The organism is Gammaproteobacteria bacterium (genome assembly GCA_013696315.1).
Taxonomy (GTDB): Bacteria; Pseudomonadota; Gammaproteobacteria; order JACCYU01; family JACCYU01; genus JACCYU01.
The window spans coordinates 1-13645 of record JACCYU010000229.1 but is presented as its reverse complement, the minus strand read 5'-3'; the positions used below and the strand labels follow the sequence as shown (position 1 = coordinate 13645).

Here is a 13645-nt window from a genome sequence, read left to right as displayed (position 1 = left end):
TTTTCGTCGAATTAGAGCGAGCGGACGAGGAAGCGCGTAAGCGCATTCGCTGCGGCTTTGTATCGACCAAAAGCATCACGCAGGGCGAGCAGGTAGGTGTGTTATGGAGCGAGTTACTTCGTCGCGGCGTCAAAATTCACTTTGCTCACCGCACCTTCAAGTGGAGCAACGAAGCGCCCGGCAAAGCGGCCGTGCATTGCGTAATTATCGGCTTCGGGCGCAGTGAAGCTGATCACAAGCGGATGTTCGATTATGCCGATGTGAAAGGCGTTCCGCATGAACGGCAGGTCAGCAATATCAGTCCCTATCTGACCGATGGTCCTGACCTGATCGTCGCTAAGCGTACGAAGCCGCTAATGCCGATGCCTAATATGCGCTGCGGTAATAAACCGACTGATGGCGGGCATCTGCTGCTGACACCGGCGGAGCGGACGGAATTGCTCGCACACGAACCCGAGGCCGAAGCTTTTATAAAACGCTATATTGGATCGGAAGAATTTATCAACGGCAAAGAGCGTTATTGCCTCTGGCTCGTGGACGCAACGCCCACGCAGCTTCATGCAATGCCTTTGGTTAAAAAGCGCGTGGAGGCTGTACGCAGATTTCGGGAAGCGAGCAGCGCTGCGCCTACAAAGCGTGCCACGTCTACACCGACGAGATTTTTCTATCAATCGCAACCCGATTCCGATTACATACTTATTCCGGAAGTGTCCTCCGAACGACGGCACTACGTTCCGGTCGGCTGGATGACGAAGGACGTCATCACCAGCAACAAGAATTACATCATCGCGCAGCCGAATCTATTTCTATTCGGCGTTCTACAATCCGCGATGCACATGGCGTGGATGCGTTTATGTGCTGGGCGGTTGGAAGGTCGTTACCAATATTCCGGCTCAATGGTCTACAACACCTTTCCCTGGCCGCAAAAGCTTGAAGACAAACACCGCGACGCCATCGAGGCTACCGCCCAAAACGTGCTCGACGCCCGTAAAGCGCATACCGGCGCGACTCTCGCCCAGCTCTACGATCCGAACATCATGCCGCCAAACCTGACGAAGGCGCACGCAAAACTCGACCGCGCCGTAGATGCCGCCTACATGCCCGACGGGGGACAGTAAACCTACGCCGGCGACGCCGAGCGCGTCGCCTTCCTGTTCCGTCGCTACGCCGAACTCACGAGCCCGCTGGCATGAGGCATTTATGTTGACAAAAGTTGACATTTTCCGTAGGGTTCGAAGGGTATGGAGAAACAGCTCAACCTTGAGCGCGTCAAGGAGGCCATGGATCGGAAGGGAGTCAATCCGGCCACGCTCGCCCGCGAACTGGATGTATCTCGCGAGGCAGTTTCCAGATGGCTTCAAGGAAAATCGTTACCCCGTCCAGACAAACTCCTAAAGCTGGCTTTGAGGCTGGATCTCCAAGTCGATCAGGTAATTGTCCGTCCAGACAACGACTCCGAACCCGTGGTCGCTTTCAGAAAAATGGGAGCCAGAAAGACCACGAAACAGCATATAGCGCACGCCAAGGATATAGGCCGCTTACTACGTCGTTTGGTGCCATATCTTCCTTTCGACAAATTAGTTCGTCCGGCGACGCTGAAGAAGCCCAACGATGATTATCGCTACATTCAGGACGTTGTCTCAAAATTTAGAAAAGAGATTGGCGTGCGCCCTGATGACGCTATTGATTTTCATCACCTGATTAATAGATTTGGCGAGCTACAAGCAGTGCTCGTTCCAGTTCTATGGGGCAAAAAAGACAGGCACGAAAATGCGCTGCACATCTTTTTGCCTGATTCGATGACTACTTGGGTTTACTTGAACATCGACAGCGAGATTCACGATTTCAAGTTCTGGATGACGCATGAACTCGGCCATATTCTGGCGCCCGAGTTGCGCGGTGATATTGCGGAAGATTTTGCCGATGCTTTTGCTGGAGCATTATTGTTTCCAGGGGATCAGGCGGCTCGTGCGTGGGAGCACGTACATGCAGCCCGAAGTGAAGGAGCGCAAATTAATCGGATCAAGGGGATTGCGGAGGCAAGCCTGATTTCTCCCATCTCGGTCTATCGGGAAATCAACAAGTATGCGATCGATGCAGGGCTTCGCCCGCTCTCGCTCGATCCGGCGATTTACGGTGCCGCTAAGAATTTAAGTAAGGCCTACCATAACGTGAGCACCACGCTATTTGATGATAATCTTCCAGGGGCGGATGAGTATATCGACAGAGTCGAGAAGCTATTTCAAAGCCCGTTTGTCGCGGTTCTCAAGCAGTATCTAATCAAAGAGGCAAAAGGGCCCGGTTACATTCAGTCCATTCTCGACATTCCATTGTTGGATGCTCGCGAGTTGCACCGGCATTTGGCCTAGAGCAACGCTGTGTCATGTTTCATGGAAGAGGCCACTTCGTTTGTATATTCCCCGCTTGCCTTCTTTAGGTATGAGGGGGAGGCATGGCTCAAACCAAGCTTCTGCTCGACTCCAATGCTTATTTCCGGCTCGCCAAAGAGATCCATCCGCTCCTTTTCCAGGAATTTGGCAGCAAGGCATATTGCCTTTATGTGTTGCAAGAGCTGGAGGCCGAATACGACCGCTCGCGCCGTCTCCAGACGAAGTTTCCCTGGGTCGATGCTCCGGAATATAGGGCAAATCGATGTAAACCACTGACGTTATCTAAGCGTCAAAGAGCTGACATCACCATCTCCGAGGGGATTATGTGGGAGGCCGTTCTAACAGAAGTACCTGGCCCGACACGCGTCGATGTTCGTAACCTGGCTCACGGCTATGTTCTTGGCGTTCCGGTGGTCACCGACGATGCGGATATGGCTACGCTCGCCCGCATGTTCCACGTTCAAATCACGAGCACGCTCCAGTTACTTAAGCTTATGCTGGATCAACGCCATGTCACCATGCAGGACATACGTCGGATCGCAGGCTTCTGGCGGTGGTTGGGAGATGTACCCAGGGACTTCGTACGAGAGTACAAGAAAATTTTTAATGAGGCTCCGCCTAACTGAGCCGCTTTTCCGGCAGTTAACCGGCTCTACATCTCAAACACGGGCACGCGGTTTGGCATGAAACTCACGTTTTAGTTCTGTCACTACGTACCGTGCATAATCGCATCGCGCATGTGGGCGTTGGGAGCGGGCGGCAATTGAAACTCGCCTTCGCGCAGCTTTAATCCCAGCTCGGCATACGCATCCGTGAGCTCAGGAAAATCTTTCGAGAAAACGTGCTCGCGATACAACTCGGTGAACACAGTTGTACCCGTCAGTTCATCTAGCCGCGCCAGAAGCTCACGTGCTGACCACGCGCGATCCCACGGCTGGCAGCAACGCCCAAGTTTTTCCAGCGCGGAATCCAGCGACTGTTTGTTATCGCTTAGCTTTCGCAATTCCAGATCCGCCAGCAGCGCGATGGCCGCGCCACTCCAGTACACGCGCGTATAGGCGCTATCGCGGTACATGTTCGCCGACGCTTCGAGCAGGGTCGCGTCGGCGCTCGCCTGTTTGCCGCGCTCGAAACCTTCGTGCAATTCTTGCCAGGCTTGTTGCGGGGTGAGGCCGCCGCTGCGTGCGCGCAGGATCTCCTGGTAATAGCTCGCGATGCCCTCGGAGAGCCAGGCGCCGCCTCGCCGCTCCAGAGGCAAGGTCAGATGCGCGAACTCGTGTGTCGCGGTCCAGTCGGCGAGGAACTCCTTGAGCGGCCGTCGCTGATCGATAAATAAGCGCACGGCGCCCGCGCCTCCGCGCATCACGTGTCCGTAGGGAACCGGCCCGTCACCTTCGCCCTTGGGAATGACCAGCACCTGCGCATGATCCACCGGGAAGCGTCCGTACAGACCCGCGACCGCACGCGCCGCGTCTTCAATCCACGTCTGAATTTCCTCCACATCCGCCAGCGGATCTGCATCGAGAACTGCCAGCCGCAGCACCGCGCCGGGCACCTTGATTTCACGTTCTTCAAAGCGACCGAGTGCCACCGCCGCGGGCCAGTGCGCGGGTGTGTGGCCAACGTCGTAACCGCCGCCGGGCAGCGGCCTCCACGGCGCGGAGACGGCAATGCCGGGCGGCAAGTCGAAGCGAAGCTCGATGTTGGCGTCGGGGTTCGCAGGACGCCACAGCCAGACGTCGGGCGCCACGATCATATCGTTTCCGATCCAGCTTCCCAGAGTCAGTTGACCGAGAATGGCAATGCCGGCCACGTCTACCTGATAGGCGATACAGCCATCATCCGGTACATCATCCAGAGCCAGGCGCTTGGGATCTTCTTCACCGCCGGGCATTTTGACGAAAAACCGCGCGTGCTCTGAGGCCGCCACGAGCGCGCGCGGGGGCGCGCCACTGAAGCAGACTCGCACGCTTAACGTCTGAAGCTTACGATCGATGCTCACGGTGTAGTGATGCGCCGGCGTGGACTGTGCGGCAACCGCACCGAGTAATACAGCGAAGAGCAAGGTCGCGCGAGCCAAAGGCATCGAGCATAACCTTTTGCGAAGCGGCGCGGCCGAAAGCCGCCGGGCGCTCCGGAATGCGGCGGCAAGCGTGACGCCGTCCGGCCTCACCCGCCCAGCTTCTCTGCAAGGTCAAGCAGATCGGTCGTGATGATGTCGACCGACCCCTGCGCGACGGTCTCTACGTGACCACGCGGACCATGCTCCAGCGGGCGCGACACGAACGCGGTTCTGAATCCGGCATTTCTGGCGCCCTCCAGATCGTCCACATGCGCGGCGACCATCATCACCTGCTCAGGCGCCAACCCAAGCAGCCGCGCGGCCATCTCGTAGACTTGCGCGTCGGTCTTGTAGCGCCGGCACAGTTCCGCGGAAAGCACGCAGTCCCAGGGCAGTCCGGCATACTTCGCCATGTTCACCAGTAGTGACATATTGCCGTTCGACAAGGTCGCCAGAATGTAGCGCGAGCGCAGCCGGTTGAGACCGATTACGGCGTCCGGCCACGGATCGAGACGGTGCCACGCGCGATTCAGGTGCTCGATTTCGCTCTCAGAAAGACCATCGATTCCGAACTTGAGCAGCAGCTCATCGAGGAGCATGCGGTGCAAGGCGTCGATTGTCATCCACGGCAATTCGCCGGAGCGCACGCGCTCAATGGCGGGCGCGTAGCCGGCCCGCCACTCGTCTGCGAGCTGCGTCCAGTCCACGCCGAAGCCGTGACGCTCGCTCAACCGCCAGCCCTCACGAACGATCGATGAGCGCCAGTCGACCACCGTACCGAACACGTCGAAGGTGAGCGCCACGACCGATGCGAGCGTTCGTGACGCCTCTTCGTGCGCGGGCTCAATGGTCATCACGCCTGCCATCGTGGCTGAGCCGCGCCCGCAGCGCCTGTTGCGCGGCGGCCAGAGGCGCGCTGACCTCGACCGGGTAGCCTTGTGTGGCATTCTCGATCGCCCGTATCGACGGCGGTAGTGCGTTTAGCTGCGCGCGGGCGTGCCTGCGTATCGCAGCTAACCGTTCGCGCCGCTCTCGCTGCAAGAAGCCCGCATCGACCGAAGCTTGCGAAACGTGATCAAGGCGTTTGCCTGCACGCATCACCGGCTCCAGCAACGGCTCGCCCGCGTGCTGTTCGTCGAAGCCATCTGGTCGTCGCGCCAGCGGCGGAACACCTGTTTGCGTCCGGGCAGAACCAATTTGTCGCTGGAAGTCTTCATGCGCGGCCGGCCCGCGTACTCGACCAGTTTGTAGGCGAAATCCAGTTCGGGCGCATCGCTGGAGACGGCCAGACGCGTGCCCACGCCGAAACCGTCCACCGGCGCCGACACGCGCACCAGCGCCGCGATCTTGTGCTCGTCAAGGCCGCTGGACGCGATGATTTTCACCTGGCGAAGACCGGCTTCGTCCAGCAGACGCCGGGTTTCGCGCGAGAGTGAGTCGATATCGCCGGAGTCCAGCCGCACGGCGCCAATGGTCAATTCACCGCCGGAATCCAGCAGCAATCCGATCAGCTTGCGCACCGCACTTATCGTATCGTAGGTATCGACCAGCACCGTCGTCCCGGGGAATTCGCGCACAAAGCGGCTAACCGCCTCGCGCTCGTCGTCGTGCGCCTGAATGTAGCTGTGCGCCATGGTGCCGTCCGCCGGGATGCCGTAACAGCGCCCGGCTTCGACGTTGGACGTCGCCGTCGCACCCGCGATGTAGCTCGCGCGCGCCACTTGCAGCGCCGCGTCGAAGCCATGCGCGCGACGCGCGCCGAAATGGACCACCGCGCATCCTTGTGCCGCCGTGACCACACGCGCCGCCTTGGAGGCGAACACCGAAGCGCAGTGGACCTGATTCAGAATCCAGGTCTCCGCCGGTTGCGCCTCGATAATAGGCGCAATGACTTGAATCACCGGCTCGTTCGGAAACACCACCGTGCCTTCCGGTGCCGCGTACACGTCGCCGCTGAAGCTTAAAGCTTCCAGACGTCTGAGAAACGCGCCCGAAAACCGTTGCAGACCATCAAGATACGCGAGGTCGGCCGCGGTAAACCGCAACGCCTCCAGCCACGACAGCACGCGCGCCAGCCCACATGCCATCACGTAGTTGCGGGTCGCGGGCAGGGTACGAAAGGCGAGCTCGAACACGGCGGTTTCTTGCATGCCCTCGGCCAGATAAGCCTGCGCCATGGTGAGCTCGTAAAGATCTGTGAACAGCGCCGAACGGCCGGCGTTCGCGCGCAAGTCGGCATCTCGATTTTCGGCATTATGACTCATTCAGCCCTTTGCTCTCCGGCGCCGCGTCTTGGTCAAATGTGGCGGGCGCGCACGATGTAATGCCGGTCTCGCTAGTATGTCAACCGGCGGGGTGGAAATAGCCCGATCCATATAGCCCCGTTCGAGGCGCCGACGCGAAGCGATGCTGACCTGCCGAACCTGCGAAGATTCGTGGGGACCGTCGTTCGCAAGCTCCACCGCTCATCGTCGCTACCGTACCGCACAGGGAACTGGCGGGGGACAAACGGATGCAATCGGGCGATAGTCGATGGTCTCGCCTCGTCGGGAACGGACAGTTGTCGCCCAGGGCGCCGCCAGGGCATGCCGACCCTCGCTGATGTAATACAAATGACTCGCACCCGATTGCGGGATAAAACACCCAATTATGCAGCCGCGGCGCGAAGCCTACCGCGCGAATGGACAGACGGGGACATATTCGCCATGACGGCATCACCGCGCGCCGCTAACCTCGATCCGCGCGTGCTGAGTGCTCTTCGCAAGGTGCATGCGGGGGCCTGTGTTGTGATGGTCGCGCTTGGGTTGACCGTGCTCACCGGGTGGGCGCTGAACCTCGAACAGCTCAAAAACTTCGGCATGGCTTTGGGCTCGATGAAGGCGAACACTGCTTTCGCATTTGTCGTCGCGGGTATTACGCTCTGGCTGCGGCGAGAGAATCGCTCAGACAAGACCCAAAGGCTGGCGCAGGCCGGCGGCGCAATAGTGGCGGCGCTTGGCGCGCTGACCCTGTGCGAGTATCTCACCGGCTTTAATCTCGGCATTGACCAGTTTTTCCTCCAGGATCACGAGACGATGCTCACATCGAGTCCGGGCAGGATGAGCTTCAACTCGGCGGTGGGCTTCAGTCTCGGCGGCGCGGCGCTAATGCTGATCGAAACGCGCGCCGGGCCATGGCTGGCGGCCGCCGCCACGCTTCCCGCCCTGGTATCGATGGCTAGCTACCTTTACGGCGCGGAGCGGCTGATCGGCTTGTTTCTGTTGACGGGCATGAAGCCGCACACAATCGCGGGCATGCTTGCGCTCTCTGCCGGAGTGTTGTGCGCCAGGCCGGCACGCGGCGCGGTTGCCTGGTTCGCGAGCGCCGGATCGCAGGGAATGCTCTTGCGCAAATTATTGCCGGGCGGAATCGCGATCCTGCTGGCGACAGCGTTTTTTTCGGAGCTGGGCTACACGACCGGTCTGTACGACGCCGGGTACAGGGGGGCTCTGGAACTCGTTGCGGTCATCGTGATGCTGTCCGCGCTCGTCCTGTGGGCCGCAGCCGTGCTGGCGCGCGTGGAAACAGCACGAACTCTGGTGGCGGAGACATTGCGCGAAAGGGAAAGCGACCTCCGCCAGTTAATCGAGACCCTGCCACAACTCGTCTGGACCTGCCGCGCGGACGGCCCGTGCGACTATCTCAGCCAGCAGTGGGTGGCTTACACCGGCATTCCAGAGCATGAGCAGCTCGGTTATAAATGGCTGCAACAAGTGCATCCGGATGATCGTCAAGGCCTGAGCGAAGCATGGAGCCAGGCAATGAAGGCCGATAGATCGTACTTTGAGTCCGAATACCGCATCCAGGGCGCCGACAAGCGCTACCGCTGGTTCAAGACACGCGCGGCGCCAGTGCGCGACGAGATGGCGCGCGTCGTCAAATGGATCGGCACCGGCAGGGATGTAGACGACCATAAACGCGCTGAGGAATCGTTGCGCCACAGCGAAGAACGGCTCGGGGCATTGGTGGCGGCAACGGCGCAGATCGTCTGGACTGCCAATGCGCAGGGCGAGATCGTGGACGATTCCCCTAGCTGGCGGGCCTATACAGGCCAGACTTACGAGCAATGTTTAGGCCGGGGCTGGCAGAACGCCGTTCACCCGGAAGATCGCGCGCATGGCGCGCAAACGTGGGCCACCGCCGTCGCCAACAAGTCGGTGTGCGAGCTGCAGGATCGCATTCGCCGCGCGGACGGAATCTACCGTTGGACTCTCGTGCGGGCTGTACCGCTGCTGGACGAAACGGGCGCCATCCGCGAATGGGTCGGAATGACCATCGACATAAACGAGCAGCGGCGAGCGGAAGAAGCCATGCAGGCGGCATTGACCGAAAAGACTGTGCTCCTCAACGAGATTCACCATCGCGTCAAGAACAACCTGCAGATTATCGCGGGGCTGTTGCAGCTGCAGGCCGGGAACACGCGCGATGACACCATCAAAATGGCGCTGGCGGAGGGCAAGAGCCGCGTGGAGACGATGGCGCTGGTGCATCAGTTGCTCTACGAGAGCGGCGACTTTTCCCAGATAGCGCTGAGTGTCTATCTGCGGCGGCTAGGCGATCTGCTGCTCGCCAGTTATTGCGCGGATCCCGTGCGCATCCGGCTGCGCCTCGACGTGGACGACGCAAAGCTTGAACTCAACCGTCTGATCCCGATCGGCCTGTTCGTCCATGAGCTGTTATGCAACGCCCTCAAGCATGCGTTTCCGGCCGGGGACGGGGGCGAGATTAACGTCAACCTGCGCGAGCATGTGGCGGACGGTTCGGTGACCTTGACCGTCAGCGACACGGGTGTTGGCCTGCCAGCGGGTCTTAATCCTAAGGAGGCGAAGACATTAGGCCTCAAGCTCGTGCGGATGCTGGCGGAGCAGATCGGTGGTGCGCTGATCATCGGAAACGGGCCCGGCACGCGTTTCGATCTGCATTTTCCAGGTGTCGCAGAAAGGAAAGCAGCATGAGTTCGCCGAAGATCCTGATCGTGCAGGACGAGCGCATTATCGCGATGACCTTACAGCAACTGCTCGAGGACCGCGACTACACGGTGGTCGGAATTTGCGGCAGCGGCGAAGCGGCGATCGAGAAGGCCGCGCAACTGCGTCCTGACCTGGTGTTGATGGACATCAATCTTGAAGGCGCCATGGACGGAACTGAAGCCGCCAGGTATATCTATGAGCAGACCCGTATCCCGGTCATCTTTCTCAGCGCCTACAGCCAGAATCACACATTGGACCGCGCCGCGGGGAGCACACCCTTCGGCTATCTCGTAAAGCCCGTCAATGCCGCTGAGCTGCACGCCTCCATACGCATGGCGCTGGCGCGTCGCGCCGCTGAAACCGAGGTGGAGCGAAGCGAGGAGCGCCTGCTGCTGGCGCTGGATGCGGGCGACCTAAGCGTGTGGGAATGGGATGAGCAAGGTCGTCGGATTGTCACGGCCGGTCGCATGGAGGGGATTTTCGGCAGCCTGCCGGAAACCCTGCATGAACACTGGCGCGCCGTCCTCGAGCGCGTGCATCCGGAGGACCGTGCCTCGGTCGAGCAGACCATCGCGCAATGCCTTGCCCAGAATGCGCCATTAAATCTGAGTTTCCGCTACCTGCGCGCGGACAGCGACGTGGGCTGGCTGGAGCTGCACGGCAAGGCTTACGCCCACAAAAGCGGCTCGGCGGCGCGTCTCGTCGCGGTCGTCAAGGACATCACTGAACGCAAGCTTAAGGATGATCAGCTAAGGCAGGCCAATATCGCTTATGCGACGACCATAGATGGCATCTATATCCTGGACATAGAGCGCCATATCGTTTCGGCCAATCCCGCTTTCGCCACCCTGACGGGCTATGACATAAACGAGGTTCTCGACCGGAACCCCGACGACTTTCTCCACGCGCGCCGCCACAGCGATCATTTCTACGCGCAGCTCGAAGTGCTCGACGACGGTCGCTGGCAGGGCGAGATCGCCTGCCGGCGCAAGACCGGTGAGGTGTTCCCGGTGTGGCAGCTGGTGGGCGTGGTGCGGGATCCAGGAGGTGCGATCACGCATTACGTAGTCGCCTTCTCCGATATCACGGCAATGCGCACGGCCGAACACCGGCTCACGCATCTGGCGCACCACGACGGGCTCACCGGGCTGCCGAATCGTCTGTTGTTTAACGATAGGCTTGATCAGGCGCTGGAGCGCGCCCGTCGTGAACAAGCCCACTGCGCGCTGCTGTTCATCGATCTCGACGGTTTCAAGCTCATCAATGACACCCTGGGTCATAGCATGGGCGATCAGTTGCTTGGCTGCCTTGCAGCCCGCCTCAAGGAGAGTGTACGCGCCAGCGACACTGCCGCGCGCCTCAGCGGCGATGAATTCGTCGTGATCGCGGAGCACATCGCACACCCCGAGAATGCCGCGCTGCTCGCTGACAAGCTGCTTAAGACCCTGGCGATGCCAGTGACACTGGACGCGGCGCAGGTCGCGGTTTCGGCCAGCATCGGGATCGCGGTGTACCCCGACGACGGCGAGGACCGGGACGCGCTGCTCAAGGCGGCGGATGTGGCGATGTATAGCGCCAAAACCCGGGGCCGCAATCGTTGCTGCTTCTATACAGGGGGGCTTGCATCGCGCGCGGCGGAGTATCTGAGCGTGGAGCAGGGTTTGAAGCAGGCGCTAGAGGCCAACGACTTTGAGGTTCACTATCAGCCGCTGATCGCGCTTAGCGATAACGCGGTTACCGGCCTGGAGGCGTTGATACGGTGGAAGCATCCGTGGGAGGGAATACTTCCGCCCGCGCGGTTCATCCCCGTCGCGGAAAAAAGCGGGCTCATAGACGCGCTCGATTGCTGGGTGCTGTCCGCGGCCTGCGCGCAGCTCGCGCGCTGGCTCAAGGCCCGCGGCATACCGTTACGGTTAGCCGTTAACGTTTCCGCGGCACATCTGACCCGTGATAACTTTTGCGAGCAGGTAGAAGAGGTGCTTGGCGAGACGGGAATCGCACCCTCACTGCTTGAGATCGAGATCACCGAAAGCGCGCTGCATGACACCGACGTGAGCCTGCGCGTGGTGCAGGACCTGAAGGCGCTTGGCGTCAGCATCGCTATCGATGATTTCGGCACGAGCTATTCATCGTTGAGCGTGCTGAAGGATCTGCCTATCGATCGGCTCAAGATCGATCGATCGTTTGTGCAGAAACTGACGAACAAGGCGAGCGACGCCGCGATCGTGAAGGCGATTATCAGCATGAGCCGTACGCTGGATCTCAAGATAACGGCTGAAGGCGTGGAGACCGAAGAGCAAAGCGCCAGTCTGCGCCGCATGGGCTGCGAGGAAGCGCAGGGCTATTTGTTCAGCAAACCCATGCCGTTTGCCGAGCTGGAGCCGATGCTGACGAATAAACGCGCGAAAGTCATAACGTTTAACTAATGCCGCATCCTGGCGTGAGCCCCTGGAGTAAAGCGGTGTTCGATGAATCTCAAACCGCCTTGCGCAACGTCAGGTTAATGCGATGGTCGCCCAGCAACGGGTGATGCCCTGCCTTCAGCGGCGCGACCCCATGATAGCGAAGTCTGGCCGACCCGCCCCACACCACCACATCGCCATGCGTCAATGGCACGCGGTTCGGTTTATCGGCCCGTTTCGATCCGCCAAACAGAAAAACGGCGGGAAGCCCGAGCGACACCGACACAATAGGCGCATCGAAGTCCTGTTCGTCTTTGTCCTGGTGCAGCGAGAGTCTTGCGCCAGGTTCGTAGCGATTGATCAGGCACGCATCTGGCACAAAGCGCTCGAACCCCGCCTGCGCCGCCGCATCGTGCGCAAGCGTCAAGAACGCATCCGGCATACGCGGCCACCTTGCGCCGCGCTCGGGATCAGCGGGATCGTAGCGATACCCGCTTCTATCCGAAACCCAGCCGTACGCGCCACAGTTGGTCATGGCCGCCGACATGCGAAACCCGCCCGGCGTGATCATATGGCGAAACGGCGCCTGCTCGATCACCCCTTGCAACGCCGCCAGCAACGCCGCTTCATCCGCGCGCGCGAAGCCTCGCAGCACCACCGCGCCAGGCGCCAACGGCTCCTGACATAAATCCACGCCGAATGCGTCCTCTATTTCCATTCCGACCGCTTCGGCGCGGGCTCAAGGCGCAGGCTCCGGGAGGAATCTTGTAAGGCGCGCCAGGTTCCCGCGAGCGACGGCGCATGATGTCTCGCTCCGCTCGACATGACAGACTCAACTTCAACGTCGTTGAAATCGATCACGTCGCGTCGTGGAAAATGACGCCCAGGGTGTGACGTCGCCCCGCGCGCACGCGGCTTACGCCGTGCCTAAGCCTGACCCGATACACACCGCGCGCTCCCCGCACCGGACGCTGATTGACGGCGAACACCACCGCGTCGCCTTGGCGCAACGGTACGACTTCCGGCCGCGACTGCATGCGCGGACGCTGTTCGGTGAGCACGAATTCGCCGCCCGTGAAATCGCGCTCAGGCGCGGACAAAAGAATCGCGACCTGCAGCGGAAACACGTGCTCGCCGTAGAGATCCTGATGCAGGCAGTTATAATCGTCCGCGCCGTAGGCAAGCAGCAGCGGCGTGGGCTTCAGCTGACCCGCCTCATGGCAGCGCGCGATGAAATCCGCGTGCTGTTCGGGGTAGCGGATGTCGATGCCCATTGTGTCATTCCAGCGATTGGCGATCAGCGCGAGATACGGGTAGAGACTCGTGCGCATGCCAGCGACGATGTCGGGCAACGGATAGGCGAAATACTTGTACTCGCCACGTCCGAAACCATGCCGGGCCATCACCACCTTGCTGCGGAAGAGTTCCTCCATCGAATACAGCGCCGTCAGCGCCTCGCATTCCTGCCGGGAAAGCATGTCTTCGATAGTCGCGCACCCGTGCGCGTCGAGGTCTTGTGAAATCCTTTCCCACGACAGCGACTCGACCCGGCCGCCGATCGTCCCGGGGGCAGTGAATGTGTGCGCCTCGTTTGCTTCAACTACGGTATTCAACGGCGGCTTCCTCTTGAGGGTCGCGTGACGAATCGCTCAAGCTCAGCCGCCGGCCACCGCCCAGCTTGGGAGAACCGAGGGGCTTTCACGGCCGGTCGGCTGCAGCGCCATTATAGATAGACTGTCCTGCTTTCAGTGATACTCATGCACGCCTGATAGGTAGCTATCC

Annotated in this window: 9 protein-coding genes and 1 pseudogene; 5 read left to right on the top strand and 5 right to left on the bottom strand. The window is 60.4% G+C overall.

Annotation, left to right across the window (positions count from 1 at the left end; all coding sequences use genetic code 11):
* The 3 genes from H0V34_13565 to H0V34_13555 all read left to right on the top strand — a co-directional run.
* Positions 1–1118, top strand: a 1118-nt coding sequence (locus H0V34_13565; GenBank protein MBA2492671.1) for a class I SAM-dependent DNA methyltransferase, incomplete at its 5' end; no start/stop codon positions are given.
* A gap of 123 nt (positions 1119–1241) precedes the next feature.
* A complete protein-coding gene (locus H0V34_13560) occupies positions 1242–2369 on the top strand; it encodes a helix-turn-helix transcriptional regulator (protein MBA2492670.1) in 1128 nt (375 codons plus the stop codon).
* Between the two features lie 83 nt (positions 2370–2452).
* Positions 2453–3016, top strand: a complete 564-nt coding sequence (locus H0V34_13555; GenBank protein MBA2492669.1) for a DNA-binding protein — start codon at positions 2453–2455, stop codon at positions 3014–3016.
* 83 nt (positions 3017–3099) lie between these two features.
* Here the strand turns inward: H0V34_13555 and H0V34_13550 are convergent, their stop codons facing one another.
* From H0V34_13550 to H0V34_13540, 3 genes and pseudogenes are all read right to left on the bottom strand, one after another.
* Positions 3100–4476 carry a hypothetical protein gene (locus tag H0V34_13550; protein ID MBA2492668.1) on the bottom strand — a complete coding sequence of 459 codons (1377 nt, stop codon included), beginning with the start codon at positions 4474–4476 and terminating at the stop codon, positions 3100–3102.
* An 83-nt stretch (positions 4477–4559) separates the two neighbouring features.
* Complete coding sequence (locus H0V34_13545; protein ID MBA2492667.1) at positions 4560–5306, bottom strand: haloacid dehalogenase type II; 747 nt, start codon at positions 5304–5306, stop codon at positions 4560–4562.
* Positions 5296–6716, bottom strand: a pseudogene (locus H0V34_13540) (nicotinate phosphoribosyltransferase). The gene H0V34_13545 and the pseudogene H0V34_13540 overlap by 11 nt, the downstream one beginning before the upstream one ends.
* Before the next feature lie 441 nt (positions 6717–7157).
* Here H0V34_13540 and H0V34_13535 point away from each other — a divergent pair.
* Both H0V34_13535 and H0V34_13530 read left to right on the top strand, forming a co-directional pair.
* The gene (locus tag H0V34_13535) at positions 7158–9446 is read left to right on the top strand and encodes a PAS domain-containing protein (protein MBA2492666.1); all 2289 of its coding nucleotides are present in this window, start codon (positions 7158–7160) and stop codon (positions 9444–9446) included.
* Positions 9443–11887 carry an EAL domain-containing protein gene (locus tag H0V34_13530; GenBank protein ID MBA2492665.1) on the top strand — a complete coding sequence of 815 codons (2445 nt, stop codon included), beginning with the start codon at positions 9443–9445 and terminating at the stop codon, positions 11885–11887. Before H0V34_13535 ends, H0V34_13530 begins: the two co-directional genes overlap by 4 nt.
* Positions 11888–11936: 49 nt before the next feature.
* Here H0V34_13530 and alkB read toward each other — a convergent pair whose 3' ends face one another.
* Together alkB and H0V34_13520 are read right to left on the bottom strand one after the other, a co-directional pair.
* The gene (gene alkB, locus H0V34_13525) at positions 11937–12581 is read right to left on the bottom strand and encodes a DNA oxidative demethylase AlkB (protein MBA2492664.1); all 645 of its coding nucleotides are present in this window, start codon (positions 12579–12581) and stop codon (positions 11937–11939) included.
* A gap of 139 nt (positions 12582–12720) precedes the next feature.
* On the bottom strand, positions 12721–13341 hold the full coding sequence (locus tag H0V34_13520; GenBank protein MBA2492663.1) for a 2OG-Fe(II) oxygenase: 621 nt from the start codon (positions 13339–13341) through the stop codon (positions 12721–12723).
* Positions 13342–13645: the final 304 nt, after the last annotated feature.

What these genes read in the sequence shown, in the direction of transcription:
- H0V34_13550 (MBA2492668.1), bottom strand. Translation starts at nt 4,476, where the DNA reads ATGCCTTTGGCTCGCGCGACCTTGCTCTTCGCTGTATTACTCGGTGCG.
- H0V34_13545 (MBA2492667.1), bottom strand. Translation starts at nt 5,306, where the DNA reads ATGACCATTGAGCCCGCGCACGAAGAGGCGTCACGAACGCTCGCATCG.
- H0V34_13560 (MBA2492670.1), top strand. Translation starts at nt 1,242, where the DNA reads ATGGAGAAACAGCTCAACCTTGAGCGCGTCAAGGAGGCCATGGATCGG.
- H0V34_13555 (MBA2492669.1), top strand. Translation starts at nt 2,453, where the DNA reads ATGGCTCAAACCAAGCTTCTGCTCGACTCCAATGCTTATTTCCGGCTC.
- H0V34_13520 (MBA2492663.1), bottom strand. Translation starts at nt 13,341, where the DNA reads ATGCTTTCCCGGCAGGAATGCGAGGCGCTGACGGCGCTGTATTCGATG.
- alkB (MBA2492664.1), bottom strand. Translation starts at nt 12,581, where the DNA reads ATGGAAATAGAGGACGCATTCGGCGTGGATTTATGTCAGGAGCCGTTG.
- H0V34_13530 (MBA2492665.1), top strand. Translation starts at nt 9,443, where the DNA reads ATGAGTTCGCCGAAGATCCTGATCGTGCAGGACGAGCGCATTATCGCG.
- H0V34_13535 (MBA2492666.1), top strand. Translation starts at nt 7,158, where the DNA reads ATGACGGCATCACCGCGCGCCGCTAACCTCGATCCGCGCGTGCTGAGT.